This window comes from Parapusillimonas granuli (genome assembly GCF_013416525.1).
GTDB classification, from domain to species: Bacteria; Pseudomonadota; Gammaproteobacteria; order Burkholderiales; family Burkholderiaceae_B; genus Parapusillimonas; species Parapusillimonas granuli.
Window position 1 is genome coordinate 141910 of the sequence record NZ_JACCEM010000008.1, and the last position, 17934, is coordinate 159843.

The following is a 17934-nucleotide window of genomic DNA, read 5'->3' on the forward strand; positions in this document are numbered from 1 at the left end:
TGACGCTAAAAGACGGGCGGCGCGGGCCCTAACCCGCCTTGCGAAAGGTGAAGTTGATGCGGGTGCTGCCGAGCAAAGGGTGGGGAACATGCTTGAGCGGCATCACACCGTGATACCTCAGACGATCCTCGCCTCCCCATACCACGACATCACCATGATAAAGCTGCACTTTCGCCGCTTTATCGGCCCGTTTGTGGCCTCCAAACAAAAAAGTGGCCGGCATGCCGAGCGATACCGATACGATCGGGGCGGAAAAATCGCGTTCGTCCTTATCCTGGTGCAAAGACATTCGTGCGCCGGGCAGGTAGCGATTGATCAGACAAGCGTCCGGTTCGAAGCCAGCGAAGCCCGCCGCTGCGGCGGCCTCGTGCGCCAGCCGGGCAAACGGGACGGGCATGGCCGGCCATGGCCTCCGGGTGGCGGGATCGGTATCCGTATAACGGTAGCCCCGCCGATCCGTCGTCCAGCCCAGAGCGCCGCAATTGGTCAAGGCGACGGACATGGTGAAGCCGCCCGGCGTCACCATGTTGCGAAACGGCGCGGCTGCCTCAATGCCGGAGATGGCCGGCAACAACTCATCCACCCATGGCAAAGCGAATCCTCGCAGGACAAAGGCCGACGGCCCGATACGTTCGCATCGACCTGAGCGGGCATCGTGAAAAAGATCGAGATTCATGGTTTTTGGGCGCTCCTCATCGAGCGTCATGGAAAATCAACCCCACGGTGTGCCGCTTGCCGCTGCGCAGGCGGCTGACGCCATGGCGCATCGCGGCCTTGCGCATGCCGCCCCGCTTTCCCGCGGCGGGCCGCTGGTTGACGGTGAACACCACCGCATCGCCCTGCCGCAGCGCCACGACGTCAGCCCGCTGGTTTCGCGCCGTGCTCTCCGTCATCACGAATTCGCCCCCGGTGAAGTCCTTGCCGGGCTCGGAGAGCAGAATAGCGACCTGCAAGGGGAAGACGTGCTCTCCATACAGGTCTTGATGCAGGCAGTTGTAGTCGCCTGGACCATACTGAAGAATGAGAGGCGTTGGACGTACCTGGCCGGCTTCGCGGCATCGCTCCAGGAAGGCGTCGAGCTCGTCCGGATAGCTGACACCGACACCCAACTGCCGGTTCCAGCGATTGGCGATCGGCGCCAGCCGCCAATACAGCGCATGGCGCAATTGATCGAGCAGCGGCGGCAATGGGTAGGCGAAATACTTGTATTCGCCGCGGCCAAAGCCATGGCGAGCCATCACGATGCGGGAACGATAGCCTTCGTCCCTGGGATAGAGAGCGGAGAGTTCCTTGCATTGCCGCACCGACAACAGGCGCGGCAATACCGCATTGCCGCTGTCATCGAGCGATTGCTCGATGGCGCACCAGTCAAAGGAATCCAGTTGCGAAGGCGCCGTACGGACCCCGCCTCCAGGCGTGCGGGATTCGTACTTGCAGTCGATGAGGGAAGGGCTCATAGCGCATCAGCCGGCGTTTTCTGAAGACAATGCCAGTGTAGGGGCTCCGGCGGCCGTTGAGATTCCCGTTCCTTGCGGTTGAATCTTCAGAATGCAGGCTAGGCCGCCGATTTCCCCCTCAAGCCGGCGTGAGCAGCGGGCTGCGCAGACGGGAATAGCCGCTTGCCTTGTCGTAAGCGTCTCCGACCTGCAACACGGCGGCCTCCGCCTGTGCGGGCCCGATGATCTGGATACCCGCCGGCAGCCCTTGCGGGCCCAGGCCTGCCGGGGCCGCCAGCGCCGGCAGCCCCGCCATGGTTGCGGGAATGGTGACCTCCATCCAGCGGTGATAGGTCGCCATGTCACGCCCGCCTATGGAATGAGGCCAGTCCAACTCGGCCTCGAAGGGAAACACCTGAGTGGCCGGCAACACAAGGAAGTCGACTTTTTCGAACAGGGCGCATAGATGCTGGTACCAGGCGCTGCGCACCTTCAATGCATCGTAGACCTGAGGAGCGCTCAGCCGCAGGCCACGCTCGATTTCCCAGACGGCTTCGGGCTTGAGCTGTGACCGAGTCTTCGGATCGGCGTACAGGGCGGCGTTCGCACCGCTTACGAAGAAGCTGCGCAAATCGATCCAGGCCTGCCATAGGCGCTCGAGGTCGAAATCCAGCGTCAGGGGTTCCACGCTGCAGCCCACCGCCTCGAAATGCGCCAGCGCTCGCGCGCAGGTTTCGAGCAGGCCGGGCTCCGTCGGCAGGCGGCCGCCGAAATCGCCCAGCCAGCCGATACGCACGCCGCGCCAGTCGCGCGACGGAATTTGATACGCCTGATTCCGCCCCGCCCCGCGGCGCGTAAGCGGCGTACGGACATCGAAACCGGCCTGGACTTCCAGCAGCATCGCCAAATCGGGGACATTTCGCGCCATGGGGCCGGCCACGCTGAATTGCTGAAAGAAGACCTCGTCCGCAGGGCCGTAAGGCACGCAGCCGAATGTGGTTCGAAAACCATAGACATTGTTGAAGGCGGCCGGCGTGCGCAGCGACCCCATCATGTCGGAGCCGTCGGCCACGGGCAGCATGCGCAGCGCGACGGCGACCGCCGCGCCGCCGCTGCTGCCTCCCGCCGAAAAAGAGGTATTGAAGGCGTTGCGCGTCGTGCCGTATACAGGATTGTAGGTATGCCCGCCCAGCCCGAATTCAGGGGAATTGCTGCGGCCGATAAAAATCGCGCCGCCCGCGCGCGCGCGTTCGAAAATGATCGCATCGGTTACAGCGACCTGCCCGGCGAAGATCGGCGAGCCGCGGGTGGTGACCATGCCCGCGACCGGCAGGATGTCCTTCGGCGCCTGCGGCAGGCCATGCAGCGGGCCCCGCCAGTGCCCGCGCGCCAGTTCGGCGTCCAGGCCTTGAGCCTGCTTCATCAGCGCATCGGCATCGACCGGCGCGACAATGGCGTTGACCAGCGGATTGAGGCGATCGATCTGATCCAGATAGGCTTGCAGGACCTCTACGCAAGACAGCGCCCGGCCGGCGATGGCGCGGGACAGGGAAACGGCGTCGAGTTCGACGATGGATGCGTAGCCGGGCCCGAGCTGTCGAGGTTCGGGCGCAAAATTCGAAGTATCAGCCATGTCGATCACCACCGGAGGATTGGACAAGGCTCTTGTATAACAAAAATCTTTCCGATACGGGGCGAATACTCACAAAGGCTTTTCGGATCCCGGCGCTGGAGGGGCGGCCACAACGTTGCGCAAAGGCTCGCCTTGCACATAGCGCTCAAGATTCTCAAAAAAAGCATTCGCCGCCCGGGCGCCATAACCCCTGGACAAGGCTGCAAGATGCGGGGAAATCAGTGTTCTCGGGGTGTCCCACCAGCCTGATGTCGCAGCCAATGGCTCGTCTTTGAATACATCGCTGTAATATCCCCCAAGGCTTCCCGATCGTAAAGCGGACTGCACCGCGTCATCCACGACCACTTCGCCACGGGCTACATTGATGAGGCAAGCGTGCGGGGCGAGTTTCGCCAAGAAGTCGCGATCGACCAGCCCAAAAGTCCGCTCGGTCAAGGGGCAGGCAAGAAAAATCCAATCCACGCCAGGCAGCGCCGACCCGCTCTGATCGAAGTCGAGCATACGATCAAACCCGGGTAACAGGTCCCGGCTTCGCCGCACGCCTGTTACGTGCATCGCCATGGCCCTCAGGATGCGAGCGATCGCTTGGCCAATCGGCCCCGTGCCAACGACCAATGCCTTGCCGCCATTGATATCACGAGGCCATTGAGCGCGCGGCGGTGTGCGCCATGTCTTTCGGGATTGAGCGGAAACCCAGTCGGGCACTCCACGCGCCAATGCAAGCATGCCGGCAATCGCTGTATGCGCCACGGTCTCGGAGGTAACGCCGGAAGACGTCGTGATGGTCACGCCCCTGCGCAGCGCATTCTGCAGCACGGGCCGATCCGCGCCGGCCGCCTGGGTATGAAGCCAGCGCAGCCGAGGCGCATGCTCAATGGCTCTTGAAAACACTCTAAGCCGGGGATGGGCTCCGGCGGCGTCCTGCCCGCCCATCAGGTCCAATGACAGGTAGGCAATGTCCGCCTCGCCCAACTCCGCGGGAAGCGCTTCTTGCGTTGGGTCGAGATAGATCAGTTGACTGTTTGCGGGCGCGATGGAGAGCGCGCGCTGCCCATATTCCCTTGCGAATTCCCGTGTCAACAGGATATGCATCGCTTTTGCTCCAGAGACGAAGCTTGAAAGTATATAGGCAGGATTCAACTACTGTGCAAGCCAGTCCGACAACTCGTCGGCGTGTTCCTCCTCGTCGGCCAGGATGCTCTTGAGCATCTGCGTCGTGGTGGGATCCTTGTCGCCGATGATGGCGATCATTTGGCGATAGACCTCGATGATCACCCGCTCGGCCACCAGATTGGCGCGGATCATGTCATTCAGATCGGTCGATTCGTCGTAGTCGGCATGGCTGCGCGCGGAGAAGCTCGCGGGGTCCAGCTTGGGCTCGCCGCCCAGCTGCACGATGCGCTCCGAGAGCTTGTCGGCGTGCTGCTGTTCCTGCGTGGCATGCACGAGGAACTCGCCGGCAATGGCGGGCGACTCCAGCCCTTGAGCCGTGAAATAATGCCGGCGATAGCGCAGCACGCATACCCACTCGGTCGCGAGCGCGTCATTGAGCAGTTTACAGATCTGCTCGGCATAGGGCTGTATGCTGGGCGTTACCGCGCCTTCGCTGAGACAGGAGCGAGCCTTGGCAATGGCTTCTTCATTGAGGCTCAGGGTCTCGGTGGCTTGATTTGACATGTCTGTGCTCCTAAGATTTGGTAGACCTCTTAAAGGGTAGCGCCATCAGCCCGGCGGTTCTTTACAAAACGTAAGAGCACGCTTCAGTACGCAAGCAAGCGAATCACGCCGCCGCCGACCCCATGAGCCAAGGGCTGAATGCCGACGCATGCTCGGCCAATTGCAGCAAGGCCAGGTCTCGATTTGGGCGGCCCACTAGCTGCGCCCCCAGCGGCAAGCCGCGGCGGCCGACGTCCAAGGGCAGCGCTACGGTAGGCACGTGCAGCAAGGTCCACAAGGCGCCGAAGCGCGGCGATCCGGATTGAAGAATGCCCTCTTCCGCTTCATCTTCCGCCGCGGGGTAGACGAGCGCGTCGACACCATCGAAAAGTCCGTCCACAAGACACCGCAAGGCCGAGGCGCGCTGCTGCATGGCCAGATACTCGTCCAGGCCGATCACGCCGCCGGCCGCCAAACGCTCGCGAAGCCGCGGGCTGATCCCTGCGTTTGCCGTGAGGCGTTCGTAGGCGAGAGCCTGGCGCGCGTCATAGGCGACCAGCCGGCTTTGGTCCGCGATCAGGGCCTCATACGCGGGAGGCAGCGCGAACTCCTTTACCCTCATCCCCGCGGCCGCCAGCTTCGCGGTCCAGCTGCGCAACGCATCGATCGCCTGCCCGCCGGCGTGCCGCCATTGCGAGGACAGGCACACTCCCACCGTGTAACGGGCATCGTTCGGGGCCGATTCGTAACGCCGGCCATGGATGCCGAGCACGAGTGCCGCGGCATCGGCCACGCTGCGGGCCAGGGCTCCCACCGTATCCTGCGACGGGCTCAGCACACCGACACCGGCGGTGGATACCAAGCCGAAGCTGGGCTTGTAGCCGACCACGCCGCAGTAGACGGCGGGCCGCGTGATGGACCCCGTCGTCTGCGTGCCCCAGGCGACCATGGCCATGCCGTCGGCCACCGCGGCGGCCGAGCCACTGGACGACCCGCCCGGCGTGTGCGCAAGGTTCAGCGGGTTGCGGGTGGGGCCGGGTGTCTGCGTGGCGAACTCGCTGGTGGCCACCTTGCCCAGCAGGACGGCCCCCTGCTCCTGGGACAAGGCGACGCAGGCGGCGTCCCGCGCCGTGCGATTGCCCGTGTAGAGAGCCGAGCCGTAGCCGGTGGGATACGCGGCGGTTTCGATGACGTCTTTGACCGCATAAGGAATCCCGCGCAGCAAACCGCGGCGCTCGCCCGCGTCTATCGCGTCGGCCTGGGCCCGTACCCGGCCGGCATCGTGCGCGATGAAAGCCTGGACCTCGGTGTCGCGGACCGCGATGCGCTCGAGGCAGCGCTCGGCCAGGTCGCGTGCGCGGAGTTCGCCCGTCTCGATTTGTTCAAGGGCCCGGGCAATCGATGGGAGGGGGCTGTCTGCGTGCATTGCGGCTTACTCGATGCGAATGTTGGCGTCCTGGATCACCTTTGCCCACTTGTCATGCTCGGCTTGCACGAACCGGGCGAATTCCGCCTGGGTGCTGTGGTTCGGCTCCGCGCCTTGCCGGCGGATCTGGTCCTGCACCTCGGGCTTGGCCAGCAGCTTGGCGGTTTCATCATGCAGACGGGCGACGATTTCAGCGGGAACTTTGGCCGGCGCGAACAAGGCGAACCAACCGTCCACCGAATATCCCGGCAGGCCGGCTTCGGCGATGGTGGGCACTTCGGGAAGCAGCGGCGAACGCTTGCTCGACGTCACGCCCAAGGCCACGAGCTTGCCCGATTTGATGTGCGGCAGGCAGACGGGCAAATTGCAGAACATGACCTGCACGCGATTGCTGATGAGATCGGGTATGGGTTCGCTGCCGCCCTTGTACGGGATGTGCACCATTTCCGTGGAAGACATGGACTTGAAAAGCTCGGCCGACAGATGCTGGCTTCCGCCCGCGCCGCCCGAAGCGTAGCTGTACGAGCCGCCCTTCAAGGCCTTGATCAGTTCCGCCACGGTGCCGACTTTCAGCTCGGGGTTCACGACCAGGACGTTGGTTACCGACGCCACGTTGGCGACCGGCACAAAGTCCTTCAAGGGGTCGAATTTCAGGTTCTTGTACAGGCTGGGATTGATGGCGTTGGTGCTCGCCGCGCCCATCAGCAAGGTATAGCCGTCGGGCGCGCTCGCGGCCACGAAGCCCGCGCCGATATTGCCGCCGGCGCCCGGCCGGTTCTCCACCACGACGGATTGCCCCAGGGCTTCGGCCAGCCCGGAGCCCACCGTACGGGCGAGCTGGTCCGTCACGCTGCCCGCCCCGAAAGGCACGATCATGCGGATGGGCTTGTTGGGATAATCGGCGGCCTGGGCGTGTGCGATCGACGCGGCGCCCAGGGACAGCGCAAACGTCGCGGCAAGCGCGACAAAACGGCTGGCATGGTTCTTCATATGAGGCTCCTCGGGGTAATGGTGACAGCGGCAGCGCCGCGGGGGCGCTTGGGGGACTGCGGCGGGTTCGCATGGGGCCTGTTGACGCTAAAAGGCCCTAGCCCTGCATCAACGATCTTATGCCGTTCGATTTGTTCTATCCAATATAAAATCCAGGCTTGATTGATATGAAAATCGACCCAATAGGACAGCCATGTCGCTCTACTCACGGCAGATGCTCGCCTTCATGGCGGTGGCGCAGGAACTGCATTTCGGGCGAGCCGCGCAGCGCCTGCACATGACACAGCCTCCGCTCAGCCAGCAGGTGCGGCTCTTCGAAGAACGCGTGGGCGTCCCCTTGCTGGAACGTTCCACGCGCAGCGTGCGCCTGACCGCCGCGGGCGAGGCCATGCGCGACGCCATGCAGCGGCTCATGGACGATGGCGATGCGGCGCTCGCTACGGTGCGCCGCGTCGCCACGGGCGAAGCGGGCCTGCTGCGCGTGGGGTTCACGCCCACGGCGGCCTACCGGCTGGTTCCGGCGGCGCTGGGCGCCTACAGGGAACGCCGGCCGGACGTACAGCTTTCCATGACGGAAGCCGATACCGGGCACTTGCGTGCCCTGCTCGCGCAGGACCGGCTCGACGTGGCCGTCATGCGGCATACGGCAGACAGCCAGGCCGAGGGGCTGCACCTCGAGCCCGTGGACACCGAACCTCTGGTGGTGGCGCTGCCGCTGCGGCACGCCTGGTCGTCTCGCCGCAGCATTCCCATCGAAGAACTGGCCGCCGTGCCGCTCATTGGTTTTGCGCGCAGCACATCGGCATACTTTCACACGCTGCTGGCCTCGCTGTTCGCGCGCAACGGGCTGGCGCCCAACTATGTCATGGAAAGCGTATTGCCCACGCTGCTTGCGCTCGTCGAGGCCGGCATCGGCGCCGCCGTTGTGCCAGGCTCGGTCAGTGAACTCCGCCCGGGCGGCGTAAAGTACCTGCCGCTCAAAGCACGCCACACCTTGCGGTCCACCCTATATTTGGCTTATAGAAAGGACGGCGCCAACCCCGCCGTTCCCGCCTTGTGCGACGCGCTGAGGCATGCGAGCCGATACAAATCCTCTACTTCCTGAAGCTGCGCGCTCGCAGGTATTCCAGCACTTCGCGCCGCGTGCCGGCGAATTCGATGCGCGCCGCCTTGGACTTGCGCTGGTAGGCGTACATGGGATCGTAGTAGTCCACGAGCAGGCGCTCGATCCAGCCCCGATGAAGGTCGACCGCGCCGCTGCGCCGCTGTGCATCCAGCGCCGCATCCATTCGTTGCGCCAGTTGACGGTGGCGCTCATCGCCCAGGCGGCGGGCGATCCTGTCCAGGCTCAGGCGCAAGCGGTCCGCGAACCGGTCGAAGCCCTGCTCCTCGCCGTGCAGCGCAATGAACTCGGCTCGCAGATCGATGACGTAATCGCGCAAGATGCGGTCCACCCGGCTTTCCAGGCCGTCTTCCAGCCAGACTATGGGGTAGCCGGGCGCGCTCTGGTAAAGCGCCAGCGGCAGGCTGCAGCTGCCGATGTGCCGGCCCTCATCCTCCAGCACGAAACCTTCCCGGCCGCTCGCGCGCTTCTTCAGGAAGTCGATGGCCAGGCGATTGTCGAAATCGATCTGCGTCGGCTGGGCGCCGGCGTGCCCGCCGAAGCTGGAGCCGCGATGATGCGCATGCCCTTCGAGGTCGATTCCGTTGTCCAGCTCGCGCAGGACCTCTGTTTTGCCGGTGCCGGTCAGCCCGCCGAGCAAGACGAAGCCGCATTCGGCGATCGCCCGTTCCAGCTCCTGCAGCAGATAGCCGCGCATGGCCTTGTAGCCCCCGATGACGCGCGGATACCGGATGCCCGTCGTTTCTTCCAGCCACTGCTGGCTGATCCGGGACCGCAGCCCGCCCCGGAAGCAATACAGGTAGCCTTGCGGATGTGAACGGGCGAAGCGGGCCCAGGCCGCGATGCGCTCGGCCTTCGCATCGCCGCTGACCAGGCTATGCCCAAGCGCGATGGCGGCGGCCTGGCCTCGCTTCTTGTAGCAAATGCCGACGGCCTGGCGCTCTTCGTCGGTCATCAGCGGCAGATTGGCCGCGCCGGGGAACGCCCCCTTGGCGAACTCGACGGGCGCACGCGTATCCAGCAAAGGGACGGCGCTTAGAAAGACCTGGCGGTAGTCGCTGGTGTCTTCGCGCATCAAACCACTTCGACCGCAAAATCCCGCTTCTCCACCAACGCGCCTATGGCTTGCAGAGACAGCGATTGCTCCCGCGCCGCGTCCAGGAACTCGGCTTCTCCTTCCGGGGCCACCGCCACCAGCAGCCCGCCGCTGGTCTGCGGGTCGCACAGCAGCTTCCAGCGTTCGTCGCCCAACGGCGCAACGCGATGGCCATAGCTGTCGAAGTTGCGGGACGTGCCGCCCGGCACGCAACCGGCGGCAAGATAGTGGTCGACCCCGGGCAGGCGCGGCACGCTGGCGTACTCGATGCGCGCGCTGACACCGCTGCCGTCCACCATCTCGACCAGATGGCCCAGCAGGCCGAATCCCGTGACGTCCGTCATGGCCTTGACGCCTTCCAGCGCGCCGAAGCGGCTGCCCGCGGTATTGAGCTTGCACATCCAGTCGCGGGCCAGCCCCACGTCGCCCGCGCGCAGCTTGCCCTGCTTCTCGGCCGTCGTCAGGATGCCGATGCCCAGCGGCTTGGTCAGGTAGAGCCGGCAGCCGGCGGTGGCGGTGTCGTTGCGCTTGAGACGCGCCTTCTGCACCACGCCGGTGACGGCCAGTCCGAAGATGGGCTCGGGCGCATCGATCGAATGGCCGCCGGCCAGCGCAATGCCGGCTTCGTCGCAGGCCGCGCGCCCGCCCCGCACGACCTCCCGCGCCACCTCGGGCGGCAGCAGGTTCACCGGCCAGCCCAGGATGGCGATCGCCAGCAGCGGATCGCCGCCCATGGCATAGATATCGCTGATGGCGTTGGTGGCCGCGATGCGCCCGAAGTCGAAGGGATCGTCCACGATGGGCATGAAGAAATCGGTCGTGGACACCACGCCCCGCTCTTCGTCCAGCGCGTACACCGCCGCATCATCGCGCGAGGCGTTGCCCACCCACAGCCGCGGATCCAGATGCTGCGCGCCGCTGCCCGCCAGGATCACTTCCAGCACCTTGGGGGAAATCTTGCAGCCGCAGCCCGCGCCATGGCTGTATTGTGTAAGACGGATGGGATCGCTCATGGGGATGTTCGTCGGGAAAAATGCAATGTATGCATTCTAATCCCTGGAAGGAGCGGCGGCATCGTTGTTCTCCGCCACCTACCCGAACACCATCAGCAACAGCGCTGCCGTTACCGAGTCTTCGGCCGGAATCAGCCCTTTCATTCTGCAGCAGCGCTGAGCTGCAATGTGCTGCTTGCCATCGATGTGGCCGCACGCGGCCTGGGCATTCCCGCGCTGCCCACATGAATGTGGAGCTGGCCCGCGAAGCATCCGTACATATCCATCGCATCGGCCGCACCGGGCGAATGCAGGAACATGGCCTTGCGTTTAAGCTTTTGCATCCCGGACAAAAGCACGTTGCAGCGCATATTGAAAAGCCTCAGGAACAAAACTGCGCGGTCTCCCCACCAAGGGAAAACGACAGCGCATGAAGTGCTGTAACGGCAATTATCCAGGCCCATAACCGCCAACCGGCTCAACTGGATATAATATGGTTACATTGTAGCGCTAAATACTGACAGATGGTGTCCCAAAACAAAAAAGGCTCTCTGATCCAATACATTTTGTAACCAATCCGCGGGCATAATTACTAATCGTATATGAGCGACTTTAATAACAATCCATCCAAAACAGAAATTGAAGAATTGGTACTTCAATATGCTTTGGAGCAACCCAAGCTCGGGCAGTTTTCTGTCGCCAATATCCTTCAGGATTTCGGAATAAAGATATCGCCATCAACTGTACGAAACATCTGGAAGCGTAATGGCTTGGAAACAAGCTATCTGCGTTTGATGGCAAAATCCAAAGGAAAAGGAAACAGCCGTAAAAAAACTCTGAGCGATGACGAAGTCAAGCTGCTTCAGCGTGAACACCACAGTCGGAGATTGGCTGAAAAGGCAAAAGACCAGAATGAAAGCATCTCTGAATTACGACGTGAAGAAACACTTCTGGCCGCGGCGAGGATTTTTGCAACCAATGGCTATGCCGAAACCTCTCTGCGCGAAATATGTGACGCGGTAGGTATGCAACCCGCCTCGCTCTACTATCACTTTACATCCAAAGAAGAACTGTTCGCCACAGTTCACCATCTTGGTATTACAAGCATCAACAGGGCGCTTGATGAAACCATCAGCCAATACAAAGACCCCTGGGAACGCCTTGAAGAAGCATGCGCAACTGCATTGAAGTTTCAATTGAACCCGAGCGAACTCGCCATTGTGGTACGTGTCGATCCGGGCATTCGGTTTCCCGCCCAGCTACAAGAAAAGATCGATGCCGACCGGGCGTCCTATGAGAACAGATTCCGCAACCTGATTGACAACCTTCCCCTGCATAAAAAAGCAGATAGAACGCTTTTACGCCTTACCTTGCTGGGGGCGCTCAACTGGACACGCATGTGGTATCAGGACTCTGGACGCCTGTCTGCCGAAGAAATCGGGCGAGAACTCATACGCATCGTCTTTGGGTATGGCTATCAGCGGGTCGACCACCGCTCTTCCTGCAAGGAGTAATTGCGGAAATTAACGTTCCAGCCAGTTTAATACCTGCTCTCTTCCCTCTATTACAGGGGCAGGCTTCACTTTATCCGCCACACGTAAATCCATACTCAGCGGCAGCGGCAATTCATTTACTTGAGCACCAGCAAGCTCTACTGATCTACCCGTAGCTGAGAATAAACCACTGCTTTGGTATTCAGCGACCGAACGTACTTGGGAGCAGCAAACATCTACTCCCTCAAAGGTGTCTACCCAGTATTGCAAGGGCTCTTGAGAAATACGCTTCGATACCGTTTCGATATCAGCGTCCAGATCGATTTTGGCTAATGCACAGAATGTCCTCCAGAAACGATCTTCGACCGCCGCCACTGCAAAGTATTGCTGGTCAGACGTTGTATATATTTGATAACGGGGGGAGCCTCCGGAAAAAACCCGCTCATCCTGGGAGTGCGGCGCTTCCAGGCGCGCCATGGCCCCATACATCAAGGGAGCCAGCCCATGGGTCATGCTGATATCGATATGCATCCCTCCTCCTCCTGCGGACCTACGCCGCAGGGCCAATAGAATATTGAATAAGGCTGGATAGCTGCCTCCCGCAATGTCGGCAAGGGGAACGTGGGGCAAGACGGGTTTTTCCCCCTCTCCGATGTTCAGTAGCAGCAGCCCTGCGGACGCAGCATAATTCAGATCATGGCCTGCTATACGCGCATGGCTTCCCTCTTGCCCATATCCCGTAATGGAGCAATAAATGATTTCCGGGTTGATACGCTTGATCGCCTCATACCCCAACCCCAGAGCCTCCATGACTCCGGGCCTGAACTGCTCGATCAAGATATCCGCTTCCTTGGCGAGAGATAAGGCCCGCTCTACCCCTTCCCGGCATTTCAAATCCAATGTCAGGCTGCGCTTTCCTCTATTGAGCTGCATGAACGGGACGCTTTGCCCATTGACGTAAGGGCCGTACTCCCGCATCTCGTCTCCAGTACCCGGACGCTCTATCTTGACAACATCCGCCCCGCATTCCGCCATCATCAGCGTTGCAAGCGGGCCAGGCAATAAGGTCGTAAAGTCTATTACTCGAATGCCATCCAAAGCTGCTATCACTGTCCCCCCCTTGCAGTATGGTGTTCATACGCCCAGATAGTCCCGTCGAACCTGGTCGTTGCTGACCAAGTCTGCCATTGGTCCCTCGTAGCGAATCTGCCCTTTTTCAAGAACATAGGCTCGATCAGAAACCAGTTCTGCGAAATGCATATTTTGCTCAGACAACAGGATGGAAATCCCCTTACGTTTAAGTTCCAGAATCATGTTTGACATCTGTTCAACAATAAGTGGCGCCACGCCTTCCGATGGCTCATCGAGCAACACCAAATAGGGATTCCCCATCAGCGTCCGGGCAACCGTCAACATCTGTTGCTCGCCTCCGCTCATACGCCCGCCCAAGCGCTCAGGCATTTCTCCAAGGTTTGGAAAAAGCTCAAACAATTGTTCAGGATTCCACTTCAATGCCTCCCCATGATCCCAATCCCTAGCGGGCAAACGCCCGACCTCCAGATTTTCCATGACAGTTAAATCAGTGAAGATACGTCGATCTTCCGGAACAAACCCCAACCCCAGCCGGGCAATATCATGGGGAGCTCGCCGAGAAATGTCATGGCCAAGGAATCGGACATTTCCCTGCTGGCGCGCCAACATCCCCATGATTCCTTTGAAGGTTGTCGACTTGCCCGCACCATTCCTGCCCATGAGCGCGATCACTTCGCCACGACGGACTTCCAGCTGAACATCAAATAGAACTTGAGCAGCCCCATACCAAGCACACAAACCATCGACGGAAAGCACTACTTTCTCGGAGCTCATTACGCGACCTCCTGAGCCATTGGTTTTGACGGAGTTGTATCAACAGGCTTTTCAAATGTTTTCCCGCTCCCGAAATAGACTTCCTGGACTTTCGGATGACCACGCACTTCCATAGGTTTACCCTCAGCGATAAGCTGCCCTCTAGCCAGAACAATCATGCGATCGGCATAAGCAAAAACCACATCCATGCTGTGCTCAGTAAACAAGACCGCCGTACCGTGCTCCACAACCAACTTCTTTGTAAGAGCCATCAACTCATTTCTTTCCCTTGGCGCCATGCCGGCAGTCGGCTCATCCATTAACAGGAGCTTGGGACGATTTGCCATTGCAACCGCCAACTCCACCCGTTTTACGTCTCCGTATGCCAGAACCCTGCACGGCCGTTCCGCCTGCTCTGCCATACCCACTTGAGCAAGCAGGCTCAGTGCTTCATCGCGTTTATAGTCAGCCGCAGCACGCCAGAACGAGAACATCTTTTTGTCTTGTGACAAAAGCGTCATCTGCACGTTTTCAATCACGGTCAAGGAAGAAAACGTTTCAGCAATCTGGAAGGTACGTCCTACTCCCAAACGCCAGATCTCCCTGGGTTTCAAACCGATGAGTTCTGTTCCGTTAAACCGGATCGAACCGCCATCCGCCTTGAGCTGACCATTGACCATGTTGAAGGTCGTTGACTTTCCCGCTCCATTGGGGCCGATCAATGCCAATAACTCACCCGGCGCAAGGCTGAATGAAACATTGTTGACAGCCCGAACGCCGCCAAAAGATTTTTGTAAATTACGAACTTCCAGCAGGCTCATCGCTCGACCCCTTTTGCAGGCATGACGTATTGATTGGAAGCGTTCGACATACCATCAAGCAGAGATGCCTTCTTGCGGCTGCGCAAATGGTCGAAAAGCTGCCGGAACGCACCTGCAATCCCTTGTGGAAACAGTAGCACCAGCAGAAGAATGATGAATCCCAGCATGGCTCGCCAATAATCCGTGCTGCGTGCGACGGTATCGTGCAGCCATGTAAAGCTGAAGGCGCCCACAACAGGGCCGATCAGGGTTTGGATGCCACCCAAAAGCACCATAACCATGCCGTCAACTGACTTATTGACCGCAAGCGCTTCGGGTGAAATGCTGCCCTTGGAAAAAGCAAACAAGGCTCCCGCAATACCGGCGACCCATCCGGCAAGAATGAACCCCATCCATTGCATGTGCTTCGCATCAATTCCTATTGCATCGGCGCGCATGACGGAATCACGGGCAGCACGCAGCGCATAGCCAAATGGCGCGAACAATACACGGCGCAAGCCAACAATGCCTGCCACGACGATGATGAGTGTCATCCAATAATAGCTGCTCTTGTCTGATAACCAGGGCGCGGGCCACACTCCGGTAAGGCCATTGCTCCCTCCTGTGAAATCATCCCATTGATAAGTGACGGCCCAGACGATCTGCGCGAAGGCCAGGGTCAGCATGGCAAAGTAAACACCAGACAGTCGCACCGCAAACCAGCCGAAGACAAATGCTCCAGCGGCAGCGACAACAGGCGCCATGATCAATGCCATTTCCATGGGGATGCCCATAGTCCTGACAATCAACGCGGCACCGTAGGCTCCCAGGCCAAAATAAGCAGCGTGTCCGAAAGAGTGCAACCCCGCCGGCCCCATGATGAAATGCAGACTGGCGGCGAAGAGTGCGGCAATCAGCAAGTCAATCATCAATACCGTGGTGTAAGGCGAATCCGCCATGATCACGGGAACAACGGCCAACAACAGCACAAAAGCGGCTACGCCCGCCAGATAGGTAGTACTGGCCGGACGCAATGGATCTTCCGCATTATTGGCATAGCGATTGACAGGCTGAGGACGCCCCATGAGACCCCATGGCCGCCAGATCAGAACCACCGCCATGACCAGAAAATCCACCACCAAAGTCAGCTTTGAAAAAGAAATGGTGAACCCGAAAACATCGACAATACCGAGCCAGATGCATAATGCTTTCAGCTCTGCAATAAGCAACGCCGCGACATAAGCGCCCGGCAACGAGCCCATTCCACCGACAACTACCACCACAAACGCGGACCCGATGGTATGAAGGTCGATCTCGAGGTTCGCTGCCTCCCGAGGCAGTTGCAAAGCGCCGCCCAGACCCGCAAGCAAGGCCCCCAATGCAAATACGGCGGTAAACAGCCAGGCCTGATTCACGCCGAGTGCGCTGACCATTTCCCGATCTTGCGTAGCAGCACGAACCAGGACGCCAAAACGCGTTTTCTTGAGCAACAACCAGACCAAACCGAGAACAACCGGCCCCACTGCCATCAAGAACAAATCATAGGTGGGGAATTTCCGCCCAAGAATCGTTATGGCACCACTCAAACCTGGCGCACGGGGGCCCAATAGTTCTTCCGGGCCCCACAAGTAAAGAACGGCATCCCTGATGATCAGCACCAACGCAAATGTTGCGAGAAGCTGGAATAATTCAGGCGCTTTGTAGATTCGCCTCAACAACACCATCTCGATCAACGCCCCAAGAAGGCTGACCGTCAAGGCGGCTAGAAGTAGCGCCGGCCAAAACCCCAAGTTCGCACCCAACAATCCTACCAGCGTATATGCCACGTAGATTCCGACCATGTAGAACGAACCATGGGCGAAGTTGATAATGCGTGTTACACCAAAGATCAGGGAAAGGCCGGCAGCGACGAGAAATAATGAAGAAGCTGCTGCCAGCCCATTAACCAACTGAACAATAAAACCCGAAAAGCTCATAGCAGCTCCAGTATGGTCGTCAGTAGTAATCTAGTTCTTGGCCCGCGCCCGTGCTATTTCGTCGCCTGATGGATGGAAAGCCGGATCAGTGCCATCTATATACATAAAGTCAACCAAAACACCTTTCCCGTCTTTCTTCTTGGTGCGCCCGACATAAGTCCCCATGGTGGACTGGTTATCTTGAGAACGGAAAGTGATTGGCCCGAAAGGCGTATCAAGAGACAAGTGCTTGAACGCCTGTATCAAGGCATCCGTCTCTGTCGTACCTGCCTTGGCAACCCCGGCAGCAATCGCATGCATCATGCTGTAGCCAACGACGGAACCCAGACGTGGGTAGTCTTTGAAACGAGCTTGATAGGCCTTCAGGAAGCTTTCATGCTGTGGGATGTCAACACCATTCCATGGGTAGCCAGTCACAATCCAGCCATCCGGTGTTTCTTCTTTGAGAGGATCAAGGTATTCGGGTTCGCCGGTCAACAGGCTGACTACCTCCCGGCCATCAAACAAGCCTCTTGTATTGCCTTCGCGCACGAATTTAAGAAGGTCGGCGCCGAAAAGCGCATTGAAAATTGCATCGGGCTTGGCATCAGTCATCGCCTGTACCAAGCTGCCCGCGTCGACCTTTCCAAGAGGAGGCGCTTGTTCGACAACGAACTCGACATCGGGCTGCGCTTCTTTTAAAAGTTGCTTGAACGCCGCAGTCGCAGCTTGCCCGTATTCATAATTAGGGTAAACGATAGCCCAACGTTTTTTATTAAGCTTGACAGCCTCGGGAATCAGCATTGCTGTCTGAGTATAGGTGCCCGGCCTTATTCGGAATGTATATTCGTTGCCGCCGTTCCAAGTCAGCCTGTCTGTCATGGGTTCGCCCACAAGAAGAAATACCTTCTTTTGTTTCGCGAAATCAGACAGAGCCAGGCTGATATTTGACAAGAAGCTGCCCGCGAGAATGTCTACGCGTTCACGCGACAGGAGCTCTTCCGCCACACGCACGGCATCTCCCGGGTTGCCGTTGTCATCCCTGATGATCAGCTCGAGTTTTTTTCCACTCACGCCCCCCGCATCATTGATTTCTTGTACTGCCAGTTCCATGCCCTTTCTATATGGCTCCAAAAACGCCGGCTGAGCCTTGTAGCTGTTCACTTCACCGATCTTGATGACCGATGATTTGGCTACTGCATTCGATGGCGCAAAAGGCGTGCATAAGGCAAGCGCCATTGCGCCGACCAGAAGTTTCTTCCTCATCTCTCTCTCCGTTGTGTGATTCTTGCCAGAACATTCTTCTATGTACAAACAACCCTTTCAACATGGGGCGACTATGCCGCTTTCAAAATTTAACTTACCAAACATTGATTAGGTAAGGTATACTTTGCCTCAAGTGAGTGCGCGTGTCAATGGGTGATCCCCTCCAGGAAGCAAGTTTTCCAGGTGAACACCGCGGCAGATGTTGGCGCGGGACATAGGACCT

The 17934-nt window shown here is 59.5% G+C and carries 17 protein-coding genes; 2 read left to right on the forward strand and 15 right to left on the reverse strand.

The features are described 5' to 3' along the window. Nucleotides 1-28 precede the first annotated feature (28 nt). The 7 genes from alkB to H0A72_RS15720 all read right to left on the reverse strand — a co-directional run bounded on the left by alkB (nt 29) and on the right by H0A72_RS15720 (nt 7141). On the reverse strand, nt 29-676 hold the full coding sequence (gene alkB / locus H0A72_RS15690; protein WP_180157229.1) for a DNA oxidative demethylase AlkB: 648 nt from the start codon (nt 674-676) through the stop codon (nt 29-31). Nucleotides 677-692: 16 nt separating this feature from the next. After that, nucleotides 693-1457 (reverse strand): 2OG-Fe(II) oxygenase, encoded by a 765-nt coding sequence (locus H0A72_RS15695; RefSeq protein WP_180157018.1) that lies wholly within the window; start codon nt 1455-1457, stop codon nt 693-695. Between the two features lie 118 nt (nt 1458-1575). Further along, nucleotides 1576-3069 (reverse strand): amidase, encoded by a 1494-nt coding sequence (locus H0A72_RS15700; protein WP_180157020.1) that lies wholly within the window; start codon nt 3067-3069, stop codon nt 1576-1578. A gap of 69 nt (nt 3070-3138) precedes the next feature. Beyond that, a complete protein-coding gene (locus H0A72_RS15705; protein WP_180157022.1) occupies nt 3139-4161 on the reverse strand; it encodes a D-2-hydroxyacid dehydrogenase in 1023 nt (340 codons plus the stop codon). Nucleotides 4162-4209: 48 nt separating this feature from the next. Further along, nucleotides 4210-4746 (reverse strand): ferritin-like domain-containing protein, encoded by a 537-nt coding sequence (locus tag H0A72_RS15710; protein ID WP_180157024.1) that lies wholly within the window; start codon nt 4744-4746, stop codon nt 4210-4212. Between the two features lie 103 nt (nt 4747-4849). Beyond that, nucleotides 4850-6151, reverse strand: a complete 1302-nt coding sequence (locus H0A72_RS15715) for an amidase (RefSeq protein WP_180157025.1) — start codon at nt 6149-6151, stop codon at nt 4850-4852. 6 nt (nt 6152-6157) lie between these two features. Next, nucleotides 6158-7141, reverse strand: coding sequence for a Bug family tripartite tricarboxylate transporter substrate binding protein (locus H0A72_RS15720; RefSeq protein WP_180157027.1), 984 nt, complete (start codon nt 7139-7141; stop codon nt 6158-6160). Between the two features lie 193 nt (nt 7142-7334). On the opposite strand from H0A72_RS15720, the gene H0A72_RS15725 reads away from it, so the two are divergent. Next, the gene (locus tag H0A72_RS15725) at nt 7335-8246 is read left to right on the forward strand and encodes a LysR substrate-binding domain-containing protein (RefSeq protein WP_180157029.1); all 912 of its coding nucleotides are present in this window, start codon (nt 7335-7337) and stop codon (nt 8244-8246) included. Here H0A72_RS15725 and mnmH read toward each other — a convergent pair. From mnmH to H0A72_RS22445, 3 genes are all read right to left on the reverse strand, one after another. Beyond that, nucleotides 8236-9339 carry a tRNA 2-selenouridine(34) synthase MnmH gene (gene mnmH / locus H0A72_RS15730; RefSeq protein WP_180157031.1) on the reverse strand — a complete coding sequence of 368 codons (1104 nt, stop codon included), beginning with the start codon at nt 9337-9339 and terminating at the stop codon, nt 8236-8238. The genes H0A72_RS15725 and mnmH overlap by 11 nt on opposite strands. Next, on the reverse strand, nt 9339-10373 hold the full coding sequence (selD, locus tag H0A72_RS15735; protein ID WP_180157033.1) for a selenide, water dikinase SelD: 1035 nt from the start codon (nt 10371-10373) through the stop codon (nt 9339-9341). Before selD ends, mnmH begins: the two co-directional genes overlap by 1 nt. 140 nt (nt 10374-10513) lie before the next feature. Then, a complete protein-coding gene (locus H0A72_RS22445) occupies nt 10514-10723 on the reverse strand; it encodes a hypothetical protein (protein WP_180157035.1) in 210 nt (69 codons plus the stop codon). A gap of 231 nt (nt 10724-10954) precedes the next feature. Between H0A72_RS22445 and H0A72_RS15745 the strand changes: the two genes are divergently transcribed. Then, on the forward strand, nt 10955-11866 hold the full coding sequence (locus H0A72_RS15745) for a TetR/AcrR family transcriptional regulator (RefSeq protein WP_180157037.1): 912 nt from the start codon (nt 10955-10957) through the stop codon (nt 11864-11866). A gap of 9 nt (nt 11867-11875) precedes the next feature. Here the strand turns inward: H0A72_RS15745 and H0A72_RS15750 are convergent, their stop codons facing one another. From H0A72_RS15750 to H0A72_RS15770, 5 genes are read right to left on the reverse strand one after another with little or no spacing between them, the layout of a single operon-like run. Beyond that, complete coding sequence (locus H0A72_RS15750) at nt 11876-12955, reverse strand: CoA transferase (protein WP_180157039.1); 1080 nt, start codon at nt 12953-12955, stop codon at nt 11876-11878. A gap of 24 nt (nt 12956-12979) precedes the next feature. Further along, the gene (locus tag H0A72_RS15755) at nt 12980-13711 is read right to left on the reverse strand and encodes an ABC transporter ATP-binding protein (protein ID WP_180157041.1); all 732 of its coding nucleotides are present in this window, start codon (nt 13709-13711) and stop codon (nt 12980-12982) included. After that, nucleotides 13711-14511, reverse strand: coding sequence for an ABC transporter ATP-binding protein (locus tag H0A72_RS15760; RefSeq protein ID WP_180157043.1), 801 nt, complete (start codon nt 14509-14511; stop codon nt 13711-13713). Before H0A72_RS15760 ends, H0A72_RS15755 begins: the two co-directional genes overlap by 1 nt. Then, complete coding sequence (locus tag H0A72_RS15765) at nt 14508-16466, reverse strand: ABC transporter permease (protein ID WP_180157045.1); 1959 nt, start codon at nt 16464-16466, stop codon at nt 14508-14510. The genes H0A72_RS15760 and H0A72_RS15765 overlap by 4 nt, the downstream gene beginning before the upstream one ends. 30 nt (nt 16467-16496) lie before the next feature. Further along, entirely contained in the window at nt 16497-17711 is a 1215-nt protein-coding gene (locus H0A72_RS15770; protein ID WP_425502521.1) for an ABC transporter substrate-binding protein, read from the reverse strand. Nucleotides 17712-17934: the final 223 nt, after the last annotated feature.